Below are 22,924 nucleotides of genomic sequence, written 5' to 3' on the forward strand. Positions count from 1 at the left end.
AGGGACGTGCTGCGACAATGACTCATGATTACAAACGACATGGGACAACTACCTTGTTTGCAGCACTGAACGTACTTACAGGAAATATTATTGGTCAATGCCAGCAAAAGCATACTCATGCAGAGTGGCTGAAGTTTTTGAAACAGATTGATCGGGAARCCCCAAAAGATAAGTCTTTACATCTTATCTGTGATAACTACGCAACTCATAAACATCCGAAGGTAAAAGAGTGGCTGGAAAAGCACCCGCGATTCCACGTTCACTTTACACCGACATCAGCTTCATGGATGAACATGGTTGAGAGGTTTTTCCGAGATTTAACCACACAGCGTTTACGTCGAGGGGTATTCAAAAGTGTTCCAGAGCTTGTGGAGGCAATAGAGGAATATATCGAAAAACATAACGAGAAGCCCAAGCCGTTTATATGGACAGCCAAGGCTAATGACATACTGGAGAAGGTAGTTCGAGCTAATTGCCGCTTAAGCAGCAAAAAGAACGGCGCACTACACTAGGGTGTTGATTTTCTATGACAGTCATAAAGTCGCTGTTAATTCACATTGTACGCCTAACTTATGGGGTGGAGGTTCTGATCAAGACGCGCAAGACTATATGGGGAGGCAAGAGTTGGAAAAGTCCGAGTTAATATTAGCCAAGCCTATTTATAATCGACGATGTATTAATGAAAAAGTATACAACGTACTTCGTGCATTGGTAAAGGATGTGGGTGATAGTGTAAGAAAAGGAGCGGCAGGATGTGGAGCTTATCCAAAGCCTTGGCTTGATCGGCTTAAAGAGCAATTACCTGAAGTGGAGCTTTACGAGAGCGCCCTGGGAGAAATTACGGATGCACTGCACTGCTCATTGTCTGCAGGTAAAGATGATGTATCGCGAATATTCAGTGAAATTCTTTGTGATCGGGAATTCTTAAATAACTCTAAGTGTGTCTATGTTGGTTCTAATGCTTATCAGCCCAAATACTACTATGGCCTGTCAGGTTTACTGTCAAACAGCAAGGCTTTCCTGGTACACCCTCGGGGGCAGGCTGATTATGCTTACCTGATACCATTGGATGATAAGATAGTCCAAAGTTCTTCTGTCAGTTCTTTTGCTGATACTTCTCTGCACCCAGACCGGTCAGTGCCAGCCCATAGTGGTGAGAAGTCTGGCTGGTCAAGAGATTCTGCTCTCGTGCGCAGTGGTGCAAGTGTAATTGAAGTATAAGGAAATGCGGGGGTATGATCTGATATAAAACCAAGATCTTCCATTAGTTGATTAGTGATTCCCCTAGCCAGTCGACCTGAGAAAATATTGGTTAATGCGGTTGGCTTTTCGGATGAAATGATGGACATACGATGAACCGGGCTGGTCTTTGCTTCGTGGCATAGAAGGTAAGAGGTTCCCACCTGAACACCTGCAGCACCCTGCTGCATAATGCGTTCGACATCATTGCTTGTGGCAATGCCTCCGGCAGCAATAACAGGGACAGAAAGGGCTTGCTGTAAATTGTGTAAAAGCGTCTGCGTAGGACGTTGAGTTGCAGGGTCTTTAGTCATAAACATCGCCCGATGACCACCGGCTTCAATCCCTTGGGCTATCACTGCATCAGCCCCATTTTCCTGAAGCCAGATACCTTCTTCAACTGTCGTCGCGGATGAGAGAATGACGGTTCCCCAAGATTTTATTCTCCGTACCAGCTTAGGGGAGGGAAGACCAAAGTGAAAACTAACGACCGGAGGCTGGTAAGGTTCAATAATCCTAGCAGTATTCTTATCGAAAGGAACACGCAGGCCTGTGATCTTCTCTGGTGGGCTTACTGAAAAAGCATTGAAGTACTTTTGCAAAGTCTGCTCCCAATGCCGTAATGCCTGAGAATCAATCTCCGGCATGGTGTGACAGAAGAAGTTGAGGTTGTACGGCTTGGCTGAGTGAGCGATGAACTGTTGGATTTCAGCTTCAATCTGTTCATTGCTTAACATGCCACAAGGAATAGAGCCCAAGCCTCCAGCTTCAGACACAGCGACTGCCAGCTCCCAGTTTTGTACGCCCGCCATGGGGGCTTGAATAATGGGCTTTTCGATGTCCAGCAGTTTACAAAGTGCCATTGTTGTTTGCCTGTCATCTTGTTGTTTTTGAGATTGCATTTTATCTCAATAGTTCTTTGATCAATGGTGTCAGCTCACCAGCCACATTGACGAGATGATATTTGATGGTGAAGATTGCGTCGTACATGTAAGGGGCGCCCGAATAAGTAAACGTCCATGCAATGATGCCGCAATTGATGACGACAGAGGTCCAGAAAACTCGTTGGAATGATTTCTTGGCGGTTTTATGTCGGAATTTTTTCTGGGCAATGATGGCGCCGGGCCAGCCACCCAGAATAGAAAGCAGGTGCAGTTTGTCTTCATTGACCCGCCACTGGTTACTCTGGGCTTTGGATTTATCTCTACCGTAGTAATAAAAGGAAATCAGGCTGAGAGCACCGATCCAGTAGGCGACTTCTATAGGGTATTCATTTCTGTAGATGGGCAGGCCAACGGCAATGAGAAAAGCAAGCAAAGGAATATAGGCGAGAGAAAATACTGGCCATTGGGTGGCGGATTTAATGGCTTTTATATCGATGGCGTGCATTCGACCCTTATCATCTTTTGAAATACCAAAAGTGACTTCGGTGCCCATCATATTGTTTGATCGTCGTCCTTTTACATCACTGATGTGTGCGAAAACAGTGCTCTTGCTGTCCTCTGGTTTGATGAAACCAAAACCTTTACTTTCATTCCAGTTGACAATCGTGCCTTTCAGATCCATGACTTCGTCTTAAAGTTGAGTTTTTGTGGTGTGGAGAGCGACTAATAAACGACTAATGTCATTTTTTAGCAAGGGTAATGTTGTGTTGCTGTATTGTAAAGATGGGGAGTTGGGTAAAGCCCAAAGTCGGGCTTTACTGCTCAGTTTTCAGGGTAGTCTTGAGGGTAATCGTCAGTGTCGGAACTGTCCGTGTCTTTTAAACGTTCCTGCCGCTTTTGCTCTTCGATCAGCACTGCTTTGATTTCAGCCATGACGGAATCCACATCGGCGGAGCGCTCTTCTTCAACAAATAAGCCGGTCAGTTCTTTGTCTGGGGTCAGCTCTCCGTCTTCATAGAGTTTCCAGATCTCTTTCGCATAACGGCTGTTTAGCAACTCTGGTGCAAATTGGCCGTAGTAGTGAGTGATATTGTCAATATCGCGAGCCAGCATGCTCTGGGCATTATTGTTGCCTGAAGCATGAACCGCCTGGGGCAGGTCAATAATCACCGGGCCATAGTCGTCCACCAATACGTTGAACTCAGATAAATCACCATGAATCAAACCCGCACAAAGCATCAGTTTGACGTAATTCATCATGATGGCGTGGTCTTCGATGGCCTGTTCTGCCGGCATGGTCACTTCGCCCAAGCGTGGTGCCACATTGCCTTCATCGTCGGTGACCAGCTCCATAAGGAGGACGCCATCCAGACAAATGTAGGGCTGAGGAACCCGCACGCCCGCTCTTGCCAATCGGAATAGGGCGTCCACTTCGGCGTTCTGCCACACTTCTTCCTGCTGTTTACGGCCGAACTTGGAGCCTTTTTCAATGGCTCGCTGCCTTCGGCTGTTGCGTTCTTTTCTGCCCTCCTGGTACTGCGCGGCTTTTTTGAAGCTGCGTTTTACGGCTTCTTTATACACTTTGGCGCAGCGGACTTCCGATCCGCAGCGCACGACAAAGACATCAGCTTCTTTGCCACTCATTAACTGTCGAAGGACTTCGTCTACCAGACCTTCATCAACCAGAGGTTGGATTCGTTTAGGGGTTCTCATAAGGAAACTTTTACCTTATTTACCGGCCCGATGGAATAGGGGTTTAGGCGGAGATGGATTTAGGAGCTTAGAAAAGCCCGCTGTTACGGATGTTGTTCACCAGCTGTTGCAGTAGCCTTGTGCGGGATTCAAGGGTGGCCCAGGCAATGTGCGGAGTGATTATCAGGTTATCTGGCTGGTGGCGAATCAATGGGTAATCTTCCGGCGGGGGTTCTGTGGTGATGACATCCACAGCGGCACCGGCAATATCACCATTGTTTAGTGCAGTGACCAGCGCTGCTTCATTCACAATGCCACCACGAGCGGTATTGATTAGAATGGCAGAGGATTTCATCCCCTGAAATTCCGGCTCAGAAAACAGGTTTCTGGTGGATTCAGTTAATGGGCAGTGAATACTGATGATATCCGCGTCGCTCACCACCTGCTGAAACGGTGTTCTGCCCGGGCGCAGATTGTCAGCCTCTTTTTGTTCCGATATTAGTACATTCATGCCAAAGGCTTTCGCCAGGTGTTCCACGGAGCGAGCGAGATGACCATAACCCACCAATCCCATGGTCTTTCCCGCCAGTTCAATCATCGGGTAATCAAACAGCCAGAAAGACTGGCTTTTACTCCACTGACCCGATCTAACCAGTTGGTTGTAGCCTGCGGCATGGGTGGTCAGCTCGAGAATCACATTAAACACCAGTTGGGCAATACTGCTGCCACCGTAATTGGTGACATTTTTTACCGCAATGCCCTGCCGTTCAGCGGCGGCAAGATCCACATTATTCATACCGGTGGCGGCGATACAGATGAGCTTCAGATGTCCAGGCTGATTGAGTACGGACTCATCAAGAACCACCTTATTGGTAATGATGATTTGAGCATTCTGACAACGCTTCAGTACATGATCCGGTCGGGTGAAATCATGGAATTGCCAATTCACAGGCAGTTTATGGAGTGGTGTCAGGTCCAGATCTGGCCCCAGGGTGGCAGCATCGAGAAATACGCCGTTGATCATTTTGTCTCCTATGGCAGAAGGAATTGAGCTCAATCCCGTGGCAATACATCAAGTGTACAGATCATACCTTGAGAGCCGGCTCGAAGCACGGTTAGCCAGCATAAGAACAGATAATATCTTTTAAAACATCTTTATCAGGAACTAATGCTCAAAAAAGCTGTCTGAATGGTTAGAAAAGAAATAAATAATTTATAAATTGTTGTTTTTAAACCAAAACTCACTTGAAACCATCGGTTTTATTTTGGTTTTGGCTTAACCGGTTTTCTGAGCACCTCTTCCTCCTCGTCAAGAGACGTCTTGGTATGGAGTCTGTCGGCTAACTCGACTGGTTTTTGGTTAATCTGCACGCAGAAGGCTTTGACATTCTTCACCAGTTCATCTTGGGTGCTATGACAATAATGATAAGTTACCTCCTCTCTCAACCAACGCCAAAGAGCCTCAACTGGCATAAAATCAGGACTGTACGGAGGTAGCCAGACTAGCTCTATTTTTAGATTTTTTGCAGCCTTGCAGACGTCAAATGACCGATGATAGGACGCACCATCCCAAATAACAGTAATTTGTCGTTCAAGATTCTCCTGTCGAATACGCTCCAGAACATTCACAGTATGTTGTGAATTGCCTTTGGGGTATGGCCAAATCCTAACCTGGCCCTCGTTGTAGTAATAAATCCCGTAAAACGTGACTTTGGATAGCCCTGGAGAGCAAGAAGACACAAAGAGTCTACCGCCTTTAGCTGACCACCCACTACCGATATCCGTATCCTGATGAATGTGCGCTTCGTCAATATAAACGATCAGTTTTTCTTGCCTGGTTGCCTGCTGAAGTAACGGCTCAAGCTGCTTCAGATAGTCTGCTCTTTTTTCAGGATCGGCACGATTCAGGAGCTTCTTCGCCTTTTTCCAGGAGATATTATTCCTTTTCAAAACACGGCGAATAGTTTCCCGGGAGCAAGTAAAGCTCCATTTCACCTTGCACCAGTTTACTAACCTTTTAAGAGTCCAGCGAGGGAGTGACGACTTTTCAGCATTTGCAGCGGCTTCAGCCGAGCGGTGGATGGCTTGAGTGATGATTGAGGTAACGGTTAGACAAAAGGGGGGTGCCCGCCTGTACGCTTATACTGGAGAGCTTTTGGGCCGAATTCATTATAAGCTTTGATCCATTTCCACAAGGTGTGTGTTGCGCGTTTGGTGCTGAAGGCCACCTGTGAAGCGGATTGCTCACAACAGACTTGATAAAGGGCCATAAAGCGTTCGCGCGTCCTATGGTGAGGTTCTGATAATCCAGATTGATAGAGGCATTCTGGGGATTGATTCCATTTATCGTGTAGGACTTTAAGCATGAATCGAATAGTTATGGCAAAAAATGATCTGTAATTATACGTCTTGAATCGTTTTTCGTTTCATGCTTTGGATCAATTTATCTGCTCATTTAGAACCGTATGTTTCAAATGAGTTTTGGTTTATATACAAATTAGTCCCGCCAATGGCGAGAAAGTTCAAAGGTGCATAGAGTGAGTTTCATTAGCAGTGTGACCAGTTTCTTTTATCCCCAGCCTATCAAGGCTAAGGGTACTAGTGTGCCTGCTAATACTAATAGTGTTAATAGTGACCTGACTCCCGCTGGGTCAGCACCAAATCATAACTGCCTTCCTAAACAAGGTAATGAGCCGACCGTAGAAAAGACGTCGCTAGCCTGCAGGGCAGTTTCAATAGCTGATGAAGGCCATTCCCTGTTGGCTTACCCAGAATCCGATGCTTGTGGTGATGAGCCGTTAACCGGTGAAAAGGCTTCAATAAATCGTGCATTTGACGACCGTGATGAATCGGAAGTTGTGGTTGCTACCGGGCAAAGCTCTAAGTGTAAGGTGAGTTTTGAGAGCTGGGTTGCAGGTTCAACGGATAAGCTGGATAAGCTGGATCAGGTGAGCCTTGAGCCAAAAAATAAGCCGATAGATGAGGCTGTATCCGAGGGCTCTGATCAGTATGGGCAACTGAAACCATTGCTTGAAAGTGATCCCATGTTGCCCGGGAAAGAATTTATTGCCCATGAGCTGGCTTATAACATCAAACATGGGGATAAGGTTAAGCTTCCTGACTCTTCTGGAAGGCTACGGAGCTTTCGTGCTTTCCAGGTAAGAGGAGTGAATGTTGAAGCAGGACTGAATGCTTTCGTTCTTTGTCCCACTAAATTACCAAAGGACGGTAGCCCTCTCGATGTGAAACTGGTTTTCCGGGGAACTAAAGATGCGGCATCTGCCATCCGGGACATGGAAGCTGACGGTGCCGGTTCAAAAACGCTTATAAAGGGTTCTGGGGATATCAGTGAATATCTTGATACTGTACTAATGAATCTTTTGAAAAAGCGGCCAGATACTCCGGTGAATCTTCAAATTCTCGGACACAGCCTCGGTGGGGCGGATTCTCAAAACTATGCCAGTCATCTTCTTCGTCAAACGGTCAGGCAGCGGCAACCTGAGCCTGATACAAACGAACTTGAGAAGATGGGATTTGGTGTTCTGGAACCACGCTACAATGGCTTGAGTAATATCCGAAAAATTGATGTCTTCACCAAAAACTCTGCCGGTGTTCCTGAAAGTACGCCAAAGCTCATCAAGGAGAGTGTTGACGACCTAAAGAAAGTCGACAAATCACAGCATCTCGATTTCAGCATCACGCATATGATGATAAAAGACGATCTGGTGCAGGATACTGGTGAGTGCCATATTGGTGCCGGTCTTAACGCTGAAGAAGCTAAGGTGACACTTTTCAATATCAAGGCACCTGAAAACGCCAGCTATTTCAGTCTTCACACTGGTAAGTATCTTGGTGGAAAAAAGCTGTCAATTCCTCGCAAGGTTAAGAAACTGACCAATCAAACACGGGCAGGTTTGGAAAAAGTGAATAAGCGTTTGGCAAAAGTGCCAGAAACTATTCTCCATAATCGTTCGGTAAAAAAAGCGCAGCATGTCGTTCATAGCCTTGCCCATAGGTTCTACAACGTGCTTCCAAGTATGCGTTGAAACATGGTAAAACCTGAATGAGTTATCTTTATTAGCTCTTCAGGTTGTTATCCATGCCTCATTTCGTTATTGAATACTCCAGATCCATTGAAGAATTTACCCCTCCTGATCGATTGATGTTCGCTATTTTTCAGTCCGCTGTGCAATCCGGGTTGTTCAATGAAACCGATATCAAGGTGAGAATGCAGCCTTTTGATCACTACCTTCTGCCCGTTGAGGGAATGGGTTTTATTCATGTGACGGCAAAAATTCTGTCAGGACGAAATGAAGCACAAAAGCAGATGCTGGCAGAGAATGTTATGAACGCTTTGGCGGGTCTTGGCTTCAACAACACAATGGTGTCTGTTGATGTTGAAGATATGAGCCGGGCGGTTTATTTGAAACGTATTATCCGTTGAGTGACAACACGTTTGCACTGGGTTCAACTGGCCGGATAAATCATCTCATCATAGGCTGCTGAAGTGATCAGCTCCATCTTCGCTGAAATGTCTTTACCAAGAAAGTCCTTTGCCTCACAGATGCTGTGGAAGATCTTGGGCGTCTTATGATCCAGTTTCAGAAGCTCAGAACCATTGATCTGACAAAGGTAAATATCCCCCTCGTGGCTAATCAACTGCACGGTGACTGGTGCTTTTTGTACGGCTTTTTTAAGTTCTTTAAGGTACATGGGCATCTCCAGATTAGCTGTAATGTTTCCGGGGAATAAGATCTCCAAGGAATGGGTTATCAATACTGCTGACGAAACCTGCAGGTTTTACCGGCTCAAAATGAGATGTGATGGAATCGAGGATTTCGCGGTCATTTTTTGTGCGTAGATCCACCATGAGCACAGCGCCGCCTTCACTGATATGGTCATGAAAAGGCTGGAGTCGATAATTATCGCTGGACACCCCAATCAATCCCCCCAACCAGGTAGAAAATCCCAGGACAATGACGCAGGCGAACCCGGTGATTAGCAGGCCAGCGGGATGGTCAGCCAGAAGTTTCCAGGCAATCATGCCCGTGATTAAAGAAAGCATCATACCCACAAGAAATCCGCGTTCCCCGGAATGAATAACATCGGACTCTTCCAGAAAGTTAAGGTCGTTCAGGTGATATTGAATGGTTCTGGTATGATCCATATGGGCAATGTGCAGCTGCTTATGATGAAGACCAGCACCTTCCAATTGCTCTGAGAGGTGTCTGGCGGTTTTTAAGCCGGGTAACAGGTAGAGTTGTTGTTTCATGATGCAGCTCCGTTGCAATTTCTGTAATAAGTAAAGGGTAGCTCCGAAAATCTTTGTTATGCTGCCGTTTATCGATGGTTCATTGTTTTACGCAGCATCGATCTGATTGGTTTTTCGTACAGGGCTTTTTGACTTAAGGCTGTGAATTAGTAAATAAAAACAAATAGTTACTTATTAATGGCTGTCTGATATGAGCGTTGCCAAGGAGAAAGTATGAAAATTGCCGTGATTGGCTCAGGTCTTTCTGGAATAAAAACTGCAAGCTTATTACATAAAATTGGTCATGAGGTGACGGTTTTTGAGAAAAGCCGGGGCTTTGGTGGGCGGATGGCTCTTAATTTAAAAACAGAATTGATATTAAGGCTTAACCTTTCCAGAAAGCGGGTGTAAACAACACCAGCACCGTAATAACTTCCAGCCTGCCAAGTAACATGCCCGCACTTAAAATCCATTTGGCCGCATCATGAAGAGAGCTAAAGTTTCCGGCGGGGCCAATAATATCACCAAGTCCCGGCCCTACATTGGTAACGGCAGTTGTGGCTCCTGTCACACTGGTGATAGGGTCAAGCCCACACAGCGCCAGTAATAGGCTGATCAGTGCGATCAACAAAATAAAAAAGAAAGTAAAGCCAATAAGAGAGCGAAGAATCTCACTGCTGATCTGTTGTCCATTATAGGTTTGCACAAAACAGGCTCTGGGGTGAACCAACTGTTTCAATTGAATATGCAACAGTTTACTACCGATCTGGAAACGGAAGATTTTTATCCCACCCGCTGTGGAGCCAGAACAACCGCCAACAAACAACAAAAAGAAAAAGGCGATGTTGGCAAAAGCCCCCCACAATGAATAATCACCGTAAGCATAACCAGTTGTCGTCACCGTGGATGTTGTATTAAACGACACGAGGGTTAATGACTCAAAGAAACTGTACTGTGAATGAAAGCAAAGCCAAGTTCCCAGCACCAGCCAAACGCAGACCAGAAAACCGATAAATGCCTGAACCTGTGTGTCTTTATAAAGGCAATCTATCTCTCCTCGCATACCGCGCACGAACAGGACAAAGGGGAGGCTGGCCAGAATCATAAAGAAGGTACTGGTCCAGATTATGAATGGGCTTCTAAAATTCCCCATGGATGCATCGGATGTTGAATAACCACCAGTGGATACCGTACTCATGGAATGGTTAATCGCTTCAAACCCATTCATGCCTCCAAGATAATACAGATAGGCGCAGAGTACTGTCATTATCAGATAGACGAGGATAATGCGCTTGGCGATGCTGCCAGAGCGGGGGAGTGCTTTTTCAGACCAATCCGATGATTCACTTTGAAAAAGACGCATGCCGCCTACTTTCAAAAAAGGCAGCACAGCCACGGCCATAACAATAAATCCGATCCCCCCAAACCATTGCAGTAGCGATCGCCAAAGCAGCACACTGTGATCCATATAATCCAGCCCGGTCAACACGGTGGACCCGGTCGTGGTAATTCCGGACATCGTTTCAAAAAACGCATCGGTATAGCTGACGGACAATTTGAACCAAAAGGGTAACGCGGCAAAACTGCTTACAGCAATCCAGCACAGTGTTGTTAATACAAACACTTGCCGGGGCTTCATATTAAAGGTGTCGGGTTTGAAATTGATGGTTAGAGCAGCGCCGGTCACTAGAGTAACGCCAGCAGCCGCAAGAAATTCCCAAATCCCTGAATCATCGGTGAGCAGATCATAGATCACCGGTATCAACATGAATTTTGCCAGGGCCGTTAAGAAAAGACCGATGACATAAAGTACCGGACGATGGTTCATTACTTTTCATCAAACTGTGAGAATAGACAGTAATGCCCTGAGTTAGAACAGGGCATCCGGTTTGCTGATGGCGCTATAAACGACAGCCTATAACCATCAGTTGATGGGAAGTGTAGAAGGTCGATGAAGGATTACAACTTGATCAGGGTACGACCGGTTACCTGTCCATTGGTGATGGCTTCTGCCAGCTCCGGTACGGCATCAAGCGCCACTTCGTTGCCGGCATTGCTGTAGAACGTTTCTGGCAGTAATTCTGCTACACGACTCCAGGCCTGAGTGCGACGCTCAAAAGGACACATGACAGAGTCCACACCGAGGAGTTTTACACCACGGAGGATAAATGGCATAACAGTGGTTGGCAGATCAAAGCCACCGGCGAGACCGCAGGCAGCCACCGCACCATCGTAGTCTATCTGAGTCAGTACCTTGGCCAGCACTTTGCTGCCAACCGTATCAATGCAGCCAGTCCAGAGTTGTTTTTCCAGTGGTTTTGCCGGTTCCAGTAGATCATCACGGGGGATGACACGGTCAGCACCAATGGATTTTAACCACTCATTGTTTTGCTCACGACCAGAGCAAGCTACAACCTGATACCCCAATTGATCCAGCAAAGTGATTGCAACACTGCCTACACCACCACTGGCACCAGTGACCAGAATGTCACCTTTGTCCGGTGTAATGCCAGCGTCTTCTAGTGCCATTACACAGAGCATGGCGGTGAGGCCTGCAGTGCCAATGATCATGGCTTTACGGCTATCAAGGCCTGTGGGCATGGGAACAAGATAATCTGCAGGGACGCTGGCTTTTTCGGCCATACCGCCCCAATGATTTTCGCCAACACCCCAGCCAGTGAGTACAACCGAGTCTCCGGGCTGGTAACGATCGTCACTGGAGGTCAGCACTTTACCTGCGTAATCAATGCCCGGCACCATAGGGAATTGGCGAATGATTCTGCCTTTTCCGGTAATGGCCAGGCCATCTTTGTAATTCAGAGAGGAGTATTCAACGCTGACCACAACATCGCCATCTGGAAGGCTGCTGTCGTCCAACTGCTCAACAGTTGAGACAGTGTTTGCATCCTGTTGATTAAGTACCAGTGCCTTGAACATGGTTGATCATCTCAGCAAAAAGAGAGTATTGACTATACTCCTGCTCTGACATTGTGGCGAGAGGTGAGCATTGATGAAAAACCGAACAATTGTATCGGTATTTATGCTGGCGTTGGTGGGGGTATGTGCATTGTCCAGCGCTAGTGCCTGTGAAACGAAAGATGGAAAGCCTAAGCAATCTCAACGATTTGAACAGCTGAATAATAATAAAGTACATACTTGGCGTTCAGTCATTGTGGTCGATCAGCCGCTGAAGTTACATCGTCATGATTACCCAAGAGTCGTCACTGCTTTAAGAGACGGAACGCTAAAAAGAACGTTGGTCAGTGGCGAAGTGCTGTCTGTTCATCACTGGCAGGCAGGTGAATCGTATTGGCTGGATGCAGATCCTGAAAATGAGCTGCACTATTGCGTCAATGCAGGGAATGAGCCACTGGAAGTGGTGGTGACAGAGATAAAGTAATCTATGGTGCAGGATCTTTACTGCTTTCCAAAAGTGTCACAAAGGCTTGAGCGGCATTAGACAAGGTGCGTTTTGGATGCAGAATATAGCCAAGCTCCCGTGCCGGCGAGGCACCTTTCAATTGCACGTCCAAAACGGTGAGATCATCTTCCTGCATGGTCAGCGGCAAAATACTCCAGGCTAACCCGATAGAGGCCAGCATGCGCAGTGTCTCCAGATAATTGGTGGACATCGCCGTTTGCAGTTGCAGTGCTTCCTGATCAAACAGATCTTGTACAATCTGGTAAGTGAAAGTGTTTTTTCCCGGGAGTACTGCTTGATAATCGCTAAGTTGTGCTGCGGTTATTTTTTTCAGACGAGTCAGTGGATGGTCTTTGGCAGCCATAAAAACCAGAGGGTCGTGCCAGAGCTTTTTGGGCAATAGGTTCGGTTGCTTCGTGGGCGATAAAGTAATAACTCCCAGTTCAATTTCACCCCGGTTCAACATTTCATAGGATGCTTCAGAGTCCACAAAGCGGATATCCAGTTTCACGTCGGGATATTGGTTGGTATAGGTTTTCAAAATTTCGGGTAAACGACGCAGGCCAATATGGTGACTGGTTGCTATGGACAGTGGCCCTTTGATGTCGCTGTTCAGGTTGATGATCTCTTGCCGGGTGCCTTTTACCAGCTCCATCAGCTGGCGAGCTCTCGGCAGCAAAATCTTGCCGGCTTCGTTTAACGTGGCCTGTCGTCCAATACGATCAAACACTGGTGTGCCCAGTTGATCTTCCAGTGCGGCAATACGCTTGCTGACAGCGGGTTGAGTGAGAAACAGTTTTTCGCCCGCTTCTGAAAAAGAGCCAGTATCCACGATTGCCAGAAATGCAGCCAGATTGGTGGTATCCATTATCCTATCCTACTAATGATTCATTCCTATAAGTTATCAATAGCATAAAAAAGATGAATTTGAGTAATTTTTGTTGTGGGGCTAGGATTGTTACTGTTCCGAACAACTCACTGAAATAGCAAAAACTGCTTATAAATCAAGCTGGTTATAAAAAGCACAGCGGTTTTTTGATAAAACAAAACGAGGGTAGAGTGATGGCTGGTCAGACTTCCAGAGGTAAAACGCTTTACGACAAGTTGTGGGATGCCCATCTTGTCAGCCAGCGTGACGATGGTTCTGCATTGATTTATATCGATCGCCACCTGCTCCATGAAGTGACCTCGCCTCAGGCTTTTGAGGGCTTGAGGCTTGCTAGCCGAGCGCCCTGGCGGTTGGATACCAATCTGGCGACGCCGGATCACAACGTACCCACTACGTTTAGTGAACGTCAACACGGTATTGAGGGGATTGAAGATTCAGTCTCTAAAATTCAGGTGAAAACCCTGGATGAAAACTGCGACCACTTTGGCATTACCCAGTTTGATATGAAAGACCGTCGTCAAGGTATTGTGCATGTGGTGGGGCCTGAGCAGGGCGCTACTTTGCCCGGCATGACCGTGGTTTGCGGTGATTCCCATACCTCCACCCACGGTGCTTTTGGTGCATTGGCTCATGGTATTGGTACTTCTGAAGTCGAGCACGTCCTTGCCACCCAATGTCTGGTGGCAAAAAAAATGAAAAATATGTTGGTGCGCGTTGATGGTGCTTTGGGTACGGGTGTGACGGCCAAGGATGTGGTGTTGGCTATTATCGGGCGCATTGGTACTGCGGGCGGTACGGGTTGTGCTATTGAATTTGGTGGCGAAGTTATTTGTAACCTGTCCATGGAAGGTCGGATGACCATTTGCAATATGGCCATCGAAGCTGGAGCTCGCGCCGGCATGGTCGCAGTTGATCAGACAACCATCGATTACGTGAAAGACCGTCCGTTTGCACCCAAAGCTGAACAGTGGCAGCAGGCGGTAAACGTCTGGAAAACATTGCATTCAGACGACGATGCCCAGTTTGATGAAGTCGTCGTGTTAAATGGTGCAGATATTAAACCTCAGGTGAGCTGGGGTACTTCTCCGGAAATGGTTTTACCCGTCGATGGTAGTGTGCCTGCCCCGGAAGATGCGGAAGATGAAACCCGCAAAGAAGGTTATGCCCGTGCTCTGGAATACATGGGTTTAACCGCCGGACAAAAAATTACGGATATCCCTGTTGATCGTGTATTTATTGGTTCCTGCACCAACTCCCGCATTGAAGATCTAAGAGAGGCGGCAGCTGTCGTTAAAGGGAAAACCGTTTCTCAATCTGTCAAAGAAGCGCTGGTGGTGCCTGGCTCAGGCTTGGTGAAGGCTCAAGCGGAAGCCGAAGGGTTGGATAAAATTTTCACTGAAGCCGGCTTGCAATGGCGTGAGCCTGGTTGCTCCATGTGTCTGGCCATGAATGCCGACAAACTGGGGCAGGGTGAACACTGCGCTTCTACGTCTAATCGTAACTTCGAAGGTCGTCAGGGCTTTGGTGGTCGCACCCATCTGGTGAGCCCGGCTATGGCAGCAGCGGCAGCCATTGCTGGTCACTTCGTAGATGTACGTCAGTTTGTTAATAATGCTGAAACTGCAGCTTAAGGGAGGTTAATGACTATGCAGGCTTTTACTGTACATAAAGGGTTAGTGGCTCCCATGGATCGTGCCAATGTGGATACGGACATGATCATTCCCAAGCAGTTTCTGAAATCCATCAAACGTTCCGGTTTTGGTGTGAATCTGTTTGATGAACTGCGTTATGAAGATGAAGGTTTCCCTGGGCAGGATTGTTCGAAGCGCCCTCTTAACAAAGAGTTTGTGCTGAACCAACCTCGTTATCAGGGCGTTTCTGTGTTGATTGCACGGCAAAACTTTGGTTGTGGCTCCAGCCGTGAACATGCGCCCTGGGCTTTGGATGACTTTGGTTTTCGTTGTGTTATTGCACCCAGCTTTGCGGATATTTTTTACAACAATTGTTTTAAAAACGGCATTTTGCCTATCACGCTCTCTGATGAGCAAGTGGATCAATTGTTCTCAGACGTTGAAGCCAACGAAGGTTATCAGCTGGAGATTAATCTTGAACGAGAAGTGGTAGTCAAGCCAAACGGTGACGAATTGCCATTTTCCATTGACGCCTTCCGACGTCACTGTCTGTTAAATGGTTTGGACGACATTGGCTTAACGTTGCAGGACGCGGATAAGATTCGAGCTTTTGAACAGGGTTATCAAGCCAATAATCCATGGCTGTTCGCCGGAAATTAATATTTGAGCGGTATATAAGGAATAACAATGAGTAAGCAGATTTTATGTCTTCCCGGTGACGGTATTGGTCCGGAGATCATGGCGGAAGCCCTGAAAGTGCTGGATGTGGTCAGGCAGACGTTTGGGCTGGATATTGAGGTCAGTCACGGTCTTGTGGGTGGTGCAGCCATCGATCAGGACGGTGTGCCTCTGACAGATGACGTGTTGGCTGTTGCCAAGGCTTCCGATGCTATTTTGTTTGGTTCGGTCGGCGGGCCGAAGTGGGATGATCAACCCATGGCCAATCGTCCGGAAAAAGGATTGTTGAAATTGCGTTCCGAGTTGGATTTGTTTGCCAACTTGCGCCCGGCGATTTTGTTTCCGCAATTGGCGGCAGCGTCCAGTTTGAAACCTGAATTGGTGGCTGGGCTGGATATTCTCATTGTCCGCGAATTAACTGGCGGCATTTATTTTGGCGAGCCTCGAGGTGTTCGTACTCTGGAGAACGGCGAGCGCGAAGGTTATAACACCTATGTTTATCAGGAATCAGAAATTCGTCGTATAGCGAAAGTGGCTTTCGAGGCAGCGCAAAAACGCGGTGGTCGTTTATGTTCCGTGGATAAATCCAACGTATTGGAAGTGACGGCTTTATGGCGTGACGTGGTGATTGAAGAATCTGCTGCATATCACGCTGTTGAGCTGAGCCATATGTACGTTGATAATGCCGCCATGCAACTGGTGCGGGCACCGAAGCAGTTTGATGTTATGGTTACCGGCAATATGTTCGGTGATATTCTCAGTGATTGTGCTGCGATGTTGACCGGCTCTATTGGTATGTTGCCTTCGGCTTCCCTGAATGAAAAGAATCAGGGCATGTATGAGCCGGTACACGGCTCTGCACCGGATATTGCTGGCGAGAACAAAGCAAACCCGCTGGCACAGATTCTCTCTCTGGCTATGTTGCTCCGTTACTCTTTAGGCGAAGGTGCCGCGGCGGACGCTATTGAAAAGGCGGTAAGCGATGTGTTGGATAAGGGCTATCGCACCGGTGATATTGCTTCTGAGGGAAGTCAATTGCTCGGCACCGCTGAAATGGGTGATGCGGTGGTTGAGTGCTTGCAGCATTCGTAATGATTTTTGATGTTTTTGATTAGATGTTTTTGATTAGATGTATTGCGGCAGCGGGGGCAGCATGAAAAAAGTAGGTTTTGTGGGTTGGCGTGGCATGGTTGGCTCCGTTCTGATGGAGCGCATGCAGGAAGAAAACGACTTTTCTCGTTTACAGGATAAAGGCGTTGAGTCCGTTTTCTTCACCACGTCACAGTTGGGTCAGCCTGGCCCCGAGGTGGGGGTGTCAGTGGGAACCCTGCAGGATGCTCATGATATTGACGCACTGGCGGCGATGGATGTCATTATTTCCTGTCAGGGTGGTGACTACACTGGCAAAGTGTTTCAGCCATTACGAGATGCCGGCTGGGCGGGTTATTGGATTGATGCCGCCTCTTCCCTTCGTATGAACGACGAAGCGGTGGTGATACTTGATCCGGTCAATCGTGATGTTATCGATCAGGCACTGAACGACGGTGTTCGTAATTTTATCGGTGGTAACTGCACTGTGTCGTTGATGCTGATGGCCATTGGTGGCTTATTTCAGCAGGATGCAGTGGAATGGGTGAGTGCCATGACGTATCAGGCGGCCAGCGGTGCTGGAGCCCGTAATATGCGGGAGCTGATCAGCCAGATGGGTACTATTCAGGCGAACGTTGCCACTGAACTTGCGAATCCACACAGTGCCATCCTTGATATTGACCGCAAAACCTCATCGCTGTTAAGAAGTGCTGATTTGCCTCAGAGTGAGTTTGGTGTTGCCCTGGCGGGCAGTTTGATTCCTTACATTGATAAAGAATTGGAAAACGGTCAGAGTCGTGAAGAGTGGAAAGCTCAGGCAGAAACCAACAAGATTCTTGGTCGTCAGGGATCACCGATTCCGGTGGATGGTGTTTGTGTTCGCATCGGTGCCATGCGCTGCCACAGTCAGGCGTTGACTATCAAACTGCGAAAAGATATTCCCATGGCAGATATCGAGGCGATGATTGCCGGTGCCAATGATTGGGTTTCCCTGATTCCCAATCATCGGGAAGAAACCATACATCAGCTGACGCCTGCGGCTGTGACTGGTAAGTTGGATATTCCGGTGGGTCGTCTGCGCAAACTGAATATGGGGCCGGAATATCTGTCCGCATTTACGGTAGGTGATCAGCTGCTTTGGGGCGCGGCAGAACCACTTCGTCGTATGTTGACGATCCTGCTGTAAGTGAAGCGGTCGCAAAAGCCCTGGTTCCCATGCTTTTATGCCCTTTGGGTACTGCGTGGGAATCCTTACATCTATCTCTTTGAAAATTAAGAGGTATGCATTCCCACGCGGAGCATGGGAACGAGGTTTCTGGGGTTTTGTGGCAGTCTCTTATGAGCAGCCGGCTTTTTTATAACAACAAAAAATGGCGCTTTTGCTTATGCCAACGGATGAACAGCTCAATACGTTTGCAGGCAACTTCATTAAGATGTTGCCTCATTGTCATCATTTAAATATGTCCCTTATTCATGCAGCGCCGGACGGTGTCGAAATGGAGATGCCTTACGACACTCGTCTTGTGGGTAATCCGGAAACAGGTGTGATTCATTCCGGAGTCATTACGACGTTGATGGATTCATGCTCCGGGGTTGCGGTTTATGCCCGGCTCAGCAAAATGGAAGCCTGCCCAACACTGGATCTGCGAATTGATCACCTGACGACAGCGGAACCGGAAAAACCGATTCGGGCATTTGCCGAGGTCTATCACATGACTGACTCTATGGTGTTTGTTCGTGGCGTGGCCTTTCAGGAGAGCAAAGAGAAACCGTTTGCTCATTCCATTGGCACTTTTATGCGACTTGGAAAAGAAGGCTTGAGCCCTAAGGAGGGCAGGTCATGAATCGCCAGGAATTGGTTCAACAAATCATCACCGCCCGGGAAACTCGGAACTTCAGTCTCCTTACTCAGGTTATTCCTTATGCAGAGCTGATCGGTGTGGAGTGTATGTCGGTGGGGGATGATGCGCTGTTCAGCTTAAAGTATCAGCAAACGAATATCGGTAATCCCATTTTGCCTGCTATTCATGGTGGTGTGATCGGTGGGTTTATGGAGATGTCGGCGGCCTTGCATTTAATGCTGTTTATGGATGAGCCACGATTGCCTAAGATTGTGGATTTCTCCATTGATTATCTTCGCTCCGGTCAGCCCAAAGCGACTTATGCGCAATGTGAAGTTTGTCGTCAGGGGAGTCGAGTGGCCAATGTGTCGGTGACGGCATGGCAAAGTAAAAAAGAAGAGCCTATTGCCATTGCCAGAGGGCATTTCAAACTGTCCAGAGGTAATGCCCTTTAGAAAGGGCTTGCCTGTTAATTGGTGGCTGTATAGAGTCACGGCTTTTCTTTGTCTTCGGGGGGGGAGCTCCCCCCCCTATTTGACTGACAGGTTGCACTCCCCATGAATCAAACTCTTAATATTGCCATTTCTGCAGCGGATACGCTGGCGGGTGAAACACTGGTTCGTCAGCTGGAAGAGCACTTGATGGATGGTCAGTCGTTGCCTGTGCTGAACCTTTATCTGATCAGTGAAAAAGCCGATGCCGTTTGCGAGTTGGAATTTCATGGCGAAGAATTGGAATACACCAGTGCAGATGCGGTGGATTTCTCCATGGTTAACTTTCTGATGATCCCGTCAGGTACTCAACGTAACGTGGAGCTGATGAGTCGAGCGGTTGAGAGTGGTTGTTATATTGTTGATGCTTCCCGGGGGGCGGCGGCACAAGGATATACTTTGCCGGTGATGCCTGGCTTTAATGAGCACTTTTTGTCAGAGGTGGCTGAGAATCGTTACGCCGTGATGCCTTCTTCTATTGCTGCACCACTGTTGCCGTTAATACAGATGATTCATCAATACTGTTCCGTTAGTCGAATTAGTCTTGCGGTGATGCAGTCAGTTGCTTCCCATGGCCGGATTGGGGTTGATGCTCTAAGAAAACAAACCATCGAGCTATTGAATGGTAAGCCTATTGAAAGCGAGCAGTTTGATCATCGGCTGGCTTATAATCTTGTGCCGGAAAAAGCTTCAGAAGATGAAAACGGTAATGAATCCCTGATCAGTCACGAGTTAAGAATGGCTTTGGGTGAAGAAGTGGATATTCGTGTATCAGCAACCACCGTTCCTGTGTTTTTTGGCGACAGTTTTCTGGTGGATATTGATGCGGTGCAACCTTTTGAGTTGGAAGAGCTGAAAGCGGCTCTGGAAGAGTGGGGGGGAGTCTCTCTGCTGGCTGACGAGGAATTGCCAACAGTCGAGCGTATTGCGGGTTCAGATGAGATGTGCATTGGCAGAATACAGCAGGTTGGCACCTATAACAGTGGCTTGAGTTTTTGGGTTGTTGCCGATAGTTTGAACAGAGGGGCTGTACAGGCTGTTGAATTAGCAGGGTTATTGATCAAAGACTTGGCTAGATGATACCGTAAGTACATTGCGTATGATGTGAAAATAACGGGTAAGGAAATTTTTTTGTCCTGTAAATCACGGTATTAAAATAGAGCTGTAGCCACGGGCTGCCTATCCGAAGTAAAATGTTTTTTGACATTTTCAGATGGTTAGGCACCGGTCGGGTTTCGATAAGCGCAGCTATTTTCAATTTTGTCCATTGCAGCTTCGGGCCCTTTATATTTGGTGGCCTCTGGAGACAAAAGGCGCTGGCAGCCTATGTATATAACAAGGATTCACAATGAGACTGCATAAACTTGTAGTAGTGATGGCAGCATTGGCAGGGAGTATTGCCCCGCTGAGCGCCAGTGCATTAGGCATGGGGGAAGTGAAACTCTACTCCTCTCTGAACCAGCCACTCATGGCAGAAATTGAGTTAACGCAGGTTCGGGAGCTTACCCGAAATGAAATACTGTCTAACTTGGCCAGCAAGGTGGATTTTCAGCGTGCGGGAATTGAACGCCCATTCATGCTCAGTGGTTTGAAGTTTCGAACAGAAGTAGGCCCTAATGGTAATGGCATCATCAAAGTTACCAGCACCAAACCGATCCATGAACCTTTCCTGAACTTTCTGGTAGAAGTCCACTGGCCAAGTGGTCGACTTTTGAAAGAATATACCCTGTTACTGGATCCACCGGCATTTAATGGCCAGTTGATGGCTCCGGTAGATCAGGCGGTTTCAGATGCAACACCCTACGGTGTAACGCCGGTGACGGATACGCCTGTGTTGCCTCAATCTTCCAGTGTTAATACGAGCGCAAGCCAATCTACGGGAGGGGATGATAATTCTTCGCGTAGTACTCAGTCTTCAACAGTTACCACAGGGCGTCTGGATCGACCCAAAACTAATTTTTCATCGCCATCATCGTCCGGAAATCAATCAGATGGCCCGGATACTTATCGGGTCAATCGTAATGACAGTCTCTGGGAAATTGCCCGTGATGTCAGACCGGGAAGCGATCTCAGTATTCAACAGACCATGGTGGCCATTCAGCGTGCCAATCCTCAGGCATTTATTGATGACAATATTAATCGTCTGAAAACGGGACAGGTGCTTCGAATTCCGAGCCGTAACCAGATCACCAGTATTGCGATGGGCGAGGCGATAAGTGACGTTTCCCGGCAAAATAGCGAGTGGGCGGGGAGAAGTCAGGTCGCTCAGATCGATGCGACCCGGGTTACGTCGCCTGTAGCAGAAGATAAGCGGACAACCAATTCTGATGGCACGCTGGCGATCGTCACTCCGGACGGTTCCACAGGCCGTGGTCAGGATTTAGGTGGTGGTTCTGTTGAGAACGAAGCGGGGTTGCAAACTGAGCTGGCCATGACCCGTGAGCAGATGGATAAGGTCAGTCGTGAGAATGCCGAATTAAAGAGCCGCCTGGGCAGTCTGGATGAACAGATTGAAACCCTTGAGCGCCTTTTGGTCGTTAAGGAAGATCAGCTGGCTGCGTTGCAAAATCAGGGGGACCTTCAACCGGAAGAGAGCCTTCAGCCTGACGAAAGCCTTCAGCCGCAAGAGGCAGATCTGGGTGTTGTGGTCAATGAACCTCCACCGGCTCCAAAGCCTGAGCCAATGCCAGAACCTTTACCTGAGCCTGTAGCTCCAGATGATTTCCAGATGGAAAAAACGGGCTTTGTTAGCTTCCTGCTTGGAAATCCTATTTTGCTTGCAGCGCTGGGCGTATTGCCTTTTGGAGCGGCTATTCTCCTGTTCCTGAGAAATCGCAAAAAAAAACAGGAAGAAGCGGACGAGGATGATGACTTTCAAGCATTAGATCTGGTGCCAGCGTCTGGTAATCTTCAGTCAACGGTCAGTGGAGACGACCAGTTAAAGTTTGATGAAGCGCTGAATATTGATGATTCCGTCGTTGACGATATTGACAGTGGTGTCACCACCCAGCAAACACAGGATGTCATCAGTGAGGCTGATATTTATATTGCCTACGGCCATCTGGATCAGGCGGAGGAGTTGGTGCAGCAAGCGATTGCCAACGAGCCTGGACGTGCTGACCTGAAAGCGAAACTGGCTGAGATTTATGCGGAAGCGGGTGATCAGGTAAAGTTTGATCAGGCTGTCAGTGCTGTCCAGGCTACTGGTGATGCAACCGCTGTTCAGGCTGCAGAAGGGTTCCGATCTCATTTTCCGAACAGCGCTGAACTAAATGCTTCACCCGCCGCACCTCAACAGGATGAGCTGCCAGAGTTTGACTTAAGTGAGTTCGACTCAGACGTGACAACCGATGATGCCTCTGACTCCGGTGATCTTGAGTTTGACTTGGATGGCTTTGGTAGTGAGCCAGAGCCTGCGCCTGCAGCAACACCTGCAGCAGCTGAAGATGATTTCAATCTTGATGACATAGATTTTGGCTTTGATGTTGAAGATGATAATTCTGTCGGTCAGGATATTGAAGCAGCCTTTTCTGATGACGGTGGCTCGAGCTTTGAAGAGTCGCTGGATGATGATCTCGATTTTATGGACGATGGTGATGAAGCATCCACTAAGTTGGATCTGGCCAGAGCTTATATGGATATGGGTGATATGGAAGGCGCGGCCTCGATTCTTCAGGAAGTGGTTGAGCAGGGCAGTGATGAGCAGAAGCAGGAGGCAAATGATCTTCTTCAAGCAGCCGGCGTGAGCTGATTGGTTTTGCAGGCTTGCTAGTAAAAGTGCAGTATAAAAAATGGCAGCTACCTGTTATCGGGTAACT

At 47.7% G+C, this 22,924-nt stretch carries 23 protein-coding genes; 13 read left to right on the forward strand and 10 right to left on the reverse strand.

The features are described from left to right. A partial coding sequence (locus AKL11_RS19525; protein WP_157673691.1) for an IS630 family transposase occupies positions 1–512 on the forward strand: 512 nt, incomplete at its 5' end. A gap of 540 nt (positions 513–1,052) precedes the next feature. Here AKL11_RS19525 and AKL11_RS19530 read toward each other — a convergent pair. From AKL11_RS19530 to AKL11_RS19550, 5 genes are all read right to left on the reverse strand, one after another. After that, complete coding sequence (locus AKL11_RS19530; RefSeq protein ID WP_095210546.1) at positions 1,053–2,141, reverse strand: NAD(P)H-dependent flavin oxidoreductase; 1,089 nt, start codon at positions 2,139–2,141, stop codon at positions 1,053–1,055. Position 2,142: 1 nt separating this feature from the next. Beyond that, positions 2,143–2,805: a DUF1294 domain-containing protein gene (locus tag AKL11_RS19535; protein WP_067520828.1), complete on the reverse strand. Its 663-nt coding sequence runs from the start codon at positions 2,803–2,805 to the stop codon at positions 2,143–2,145. Positions 2,806–2,945: 140 nt separating this feature from the next. After that, on the reverse strand, positions 2,946–3,836 hold the full coding sequence (locus AKL11_RS19540; RefSeq protein WP_067520831.1) for a PA4780 family RIO1-like protein kinase: 891 nt from the start codon (positions 3,834–3,836) through the stop codon (positions 2,946–2,948). A gap of 67 nt (positions 3,837–3,903) precedes the next feature. Next, a complete protein-coding gene (locus AKL11_RS19545) occupies positions 3,904–4,839 on the reverse strand; it encodes a D-2-hydroxyacid dehydrogenase (protein WP_067520835.1) in 936 nt (311 codons plus the stop codon). A gap of 236 nt (positions 4,840–5,075) precedes the next feature. After that, complete coding sequence (locus tag AKL11_RS19550) at positions 5,076–5,912, reverse strand: IS630 family transposase (protein ID WP_157673574.1); 837 nt, start codon at positions 5,910–5,912, stop codon at positions 5,076–5,078. A 440-nt stretch (positions 5,913–6,352) separates the two neighbouring features. Between AKL11_RS19550 and AKL11_RS19555 the strand changes: the two genes are divergently transcribed. Next, a complete protein-coding gene (locus AKL11_RS19555) occupies positions 6,353–7,861 on the forward strand; it encodes an alpha/beta hydrolase family protein (RefSeq protein ID WP_067520839.1) in 1,509 nt (502 codons plus the stop codon). A gap of 53 nt (positions 7,862–7,914) precedes the next feature. Further along, the gene (locus AKL11_RS19560) at positions 7,915–8,259 is read left to right on the forward strand and encodes a 5-carboxymethyl-2-hydroxymuconate Delta-isomerase (protein ID WP_067520842.1); all 345 of its coding nucleotides are present in this window, start codon (positions 7,915–7,917) and stop codon (positions 8,257–8,259) included. A 23-nt stretch (positions 8,260–8,282) separates the two neighbouring features. On the opposite strand, the gene AKL11_RS19565 is transcribed toward AKL11_RS19560, so the two are convergent. Next, positions 8,283–8,528: a DUF6482 family protein gene (locus tag AKL11_RS19565; RefSeq protein ID WP_067520846.1), complete on the reverse strand. Its 246-nt coding sequence runs from the start codon at positions 8,526–8,528 to the stop codon at positions 8,283–8,285. 13 nt (positions 8,529–8,541) lie between these two features. Continuing rightward, positions 8,542–9,087, reverse strand: coding sequence for a hypothetical protein (locus AKL11_RS19570; protein ID WP_067520850.1), 546 nt, complete (start codon positions 9,085–9,087; stop codon positions 8,542–8,544). Between the two features lie 213 nt (positions 9,088–9,300). Here AKL11_RS19570 and AKL11_RS24775 point away from each other — a divergent pair, with 213 nt between their 5' ends. Continuing rightward, a complete protein-coding gene (locus AKL11_RS24775) occupies positions 9,301–9,477 on the forward strand; it encodes an NAD(P)-binding protein (protein WP_095210547.1) in 177 nt (58 codons plus the stop codon). Here the strand turns inward: AKL11_RS24775 and AKL11_RS19575 are convergent. Further along, on the reverse strand, positions 9,452–10,894 hold the full coding sequence (locus tag AKL11_RS19575) for a TrkH family potassium uptake protein (RefSeq protein WP_067520853.1): 1,443 nt from the start codon (positions 10,892–10,894) through the stop codon (positions 9,452–9,454). The two genes, AKL11_RS24775 and AKL11_RS19575, sit on opposite strands and share 26 nt — an antisense overlap. Positions 10,895–11,025: 131 nt before the next feature. Further along, on the reverse strand, positions 11,026–12,003 hold the full coding sequence (gene acuI / locus AKL11_RS19580) for an acrylyl-CoA reductase (NADPH) (RefSeq protein ID WP_067520856.1): 978 nt from the start codon (positions 12,001–12,003) through the stop codon (positions 11,026–11,028). A gap of 73 nt (positions 12,004–12,076) precedes the next feature. Here acuI and AKL11_RS19585 point away from each other — a divergent pair, with 73 nt between their 5' ends. After that, positions 12,077–12,466, forward strand: a complete 390-nt coding sequence (locus AKL11_RS19585) for a cupin domain-containing protein (protein WP_067520859.1) — start codon at positions 12,077–12,079, stop codon at positions 12,464–12,466. A gap of 1 nt (position 12,467) precedes the next feature. On the opposite strand, the gene AKL11_RS19590 is transcribed toward AKL11_RS19585, so the two are convergent. After that, positions 12,468–13,355: a LysR family transcriptional regulator gene (locus tag AKL11_RS19590; RefSeq protein ID WP_067520862.1), complete on the reverse strand. Its 888-nt coding sequence runs from the start codon at positions 13,353–13,355 to the stop codon at positions 12,468–12,470. A gap of 194 nt (positions 13,356–13,549) precedes the next feature. Here AKL11_RS19590 and leuC point away from each other — a divergent pair, with 194 nt between their 5' ends. From leuC to AKL11_RS19630, 8 genes are all read left to right on the forward strand, one after another. Next, positions 13,550–15,007: a 3-isopropylmalate dehydratase large subunit gene (gene leuC / locus AKL11_RS19595; protein ID WP_067520865.1), complete on the forward strand. Its 1,458-nt coding sequence runs from the start codon at positions 13,550–13,552 to the stop codon at positions 15,005–15,007. 15 nt (positions 15,008–15,022) lie between these two features. Further along, on the forward strand, positions 15,023–15,667 hold the full coding sequence (gene leuD, locus AKL11_RS19600; RefSeq protein WP_067521373.1) for a 3-isopropylmalate dehydratase small subunit: 645 nt from the start codon (positions 15,023–15,025) through the stop codon (positions 15,665–15,667). Between the two features lie 27 nt (positions 15,668–15,694). Further along, on the forward strand, positions 15,695–16,777 hold the full coding sequence (leuB, locus tag AKL11_RS19605; RefSeq protein ID WP_067520867.1) for a 3-isopropylmalate dehydrogenase: 1,083 nt from the start codon (positions 15,695–15,697) through the stop codon (positions 16,775–16,777). Between the two features lie 61 nt (positions 16,778–16,838). Next, complete coding sequence (gene asd, locus AKL11_RS19610) at positions 16,839–17,960, forward strand: aspartate-semialdehyde dehydrogenase (RefSeq protein ID WP_067520871.1); 1,122 nt, start codon at positions 16,839–16,841, stop codon at positions 17,958–17,960. A 199-nt stretch (positions 17,961–18,159) separates the two neighbouring features. After that, complete coding sequence (locus AKL11_RS19615; protein ID WP_067521376.1) at positions 18,160–18,618, forward strand: PaaI family thioesterase; 459 nt, start codon at positions 18,160–18,162, stop codon at positions 18,616–18,618. Continuing rightward, entirely contained in the window at positions 18,615–19,070 is a 456-nt protein-coding gene (locus tag AKL11_RS19620; RefSeq protein WP_067520875.1) for a PaaI family thioesterase, read from the forward strand. Before AKL11_RS19615 ends, AKL11_RS19620 begins: the two co-directional genes overlap by 4 nt. Positions 19,071–19,172: 102 nt before the next feature. Beyond that, on the forward strand, positions 19,173–20,186 hold the full coding sequence (locus tag AKL11_RS19625) for an Asd/ArgC dimerization domain-containing protein (protein WP_067520878.1): 1,014 nt from the start codon (positions 19,173–19,175) through the stop codon (positions 20,184–20,186). A gap of 268 nt (positions 20,187–20,454) precedes the next feature. Further along, positions 20,455–22,857, forward strand: coding sequence for a motility hub landmark protein FimV (locus tag AKL11_RS19630; protein WP_067520882.1), 2,403 nt, complete (start codon positions 20,455–20,457; stop codon positions 22,855–22,857). The last annotated feature ends 67 nt before the right edge of the window (positions 22,858–22,924 follow it).

It is taken from the genome of Endozoicomonas ascidiicola, from assembly GCF_001646945.1.
Lineage (GTDB): Bacteria > Pseudomonadota > Gammaproteobacteria > Pseudomonadales > Endozoicomonadaceae > Endozoicomonas > Endozoicomonas ascidiicola.

Bases quoted from the DNA above. Each gene is read 5' to 3' on its own strand.
- AKL11_RS19530 (WP_095210546.1), bottom strand. From the start codon at position 2,141: ATGCAATCTCAAAAACAACAAGATGACAGGCAAACAACAATGGCACTT.
- AKL11_RS19535 (WP_067520828.1), bottom strand. From the start codon at position 2,805: ATGGATCTGAAAGGCACGATTGTCAACTGGAATGAAAGTAAAGGTTTT.
- AKL11_RS19540 (WP_067520831.1), bottom strand. From the start codon at position 3,836: ATGAGAACCCCTAAACGAATCCAACCTCTGGTTGATGAAGGTCTGGTA.
- AKL11_RS19545 (WP_067520835.1), bottom strand. From the start codon at position 4,839: ATGATCAACGGCGTATTTCTCGATGCTGCCACCCTGGGGCCAGATCTG.
- AKL11_RS19560 (WP_067520842.1), top strand. From the start codon at position 7,915: ATGCCTCATTTCGTTATTGAATACTCCAGATCCATTGAAGAATTTACC.
- AKL11_RS19565 (WP_067520846.1), bottom strand. From the start codon at position 8,528: ATGTACCTTAAAGAACTTAAAAAAGCCGTACAAAAAGCACCAGTCACC.
- AKL11_RS19570 (WP_067520850.1), bottom strand. From the start codon at position 9,087: ATGAAACAACAACTCTACCTGTTACCCGGCTTAAAAACCGCCAGACAC.
- AKL11_RS24775 (WP_095210547.1), top strand. From the start codon at position 9,301: ATGAAAATTGCCGTGATTGGCTCAGGTCTTTCTGGAATAAAAACTGCA.
- AKL11_RS19575 (WP_067520853.1), bottom strand. From the start codon at position 10,894: ATGAACCATCGTCCGGTACTTTATGTCATCGGTCTTTTCTTAACGGCC.
- acuI (WP_067520856.1), bottom strand. From the start codon at position 12,003: ATGTTCAAGGCACTGGTACTTAATCAACAGGATGCAAACACTGTCTCA.
- AKL11_RS19585 (WP_067520859.1), top strand. From the start codon at position 12,077: ATGAAAAACCGAACAATTGTATCGGTATTTATGCTGGCGTTGGTGGGG.
- AKL11_RS19590 (WP_067520862.1), bottom strand. From the start codon at position 13,355: ATGGATACCACCAATCTGGCTGCATTTCTGGCAATCGTGGATACTGGC.
- leuC (WP_067520865.1), top strand. From the start codon at position 13,550: ATGGCTGGTCAGACTTCCAGAGGTAAAACGCTTTACGACAAGTTGTGG.
- leuD (WP_067521373.1), top strand. From the start codon at position 15,023: ATGCAGGCTTTTACTGTACATAAAGGGTTAGTGGCTCCCATGGATCGT.
- leuB (WP_067520867.1), top strand. From the start codon at position 15,695: ATGAGTAAGCAGATTTTATGTCTTCCCGGTGACGGTATTGGTCCGGAG.
- asd (WP_067520871.1), top strand. From the start codon at position 16,839: ATGAAAAAAGTAGGTTTTGTGGGTTGGCGTGGCATGGTTGGCTCCGTT.
- AKL11_RS19615 (WP_067521376.1), top strand. From the start codon at position 18,160: ATGCCAACGGATGAACAGCTCAATACGTTTGCAGGCAACTTCATTAAG.
- AKL11_RS19620 (WP_067520875.1), top strand. From the start codon at position 18,615: ATGAATCGCCAGGAATTGGTTCAACAAATCATCACCGCCCGGGAAACT.
- AKL11_RS19625 (WP_067520878.1), top strand. From the start codon at position 19,173: ATGAATCAAACTCTTAATATTGCCATTTCTGCAGCGGATACGCTGGCG.
- AKL11_RS19630 (WP_067520882.1), top strand. From the start codon at position 20,455: ATGAGACTGCATAAACTTGTAGTAGTGATGGCAGCATTGGCAGGGAGT.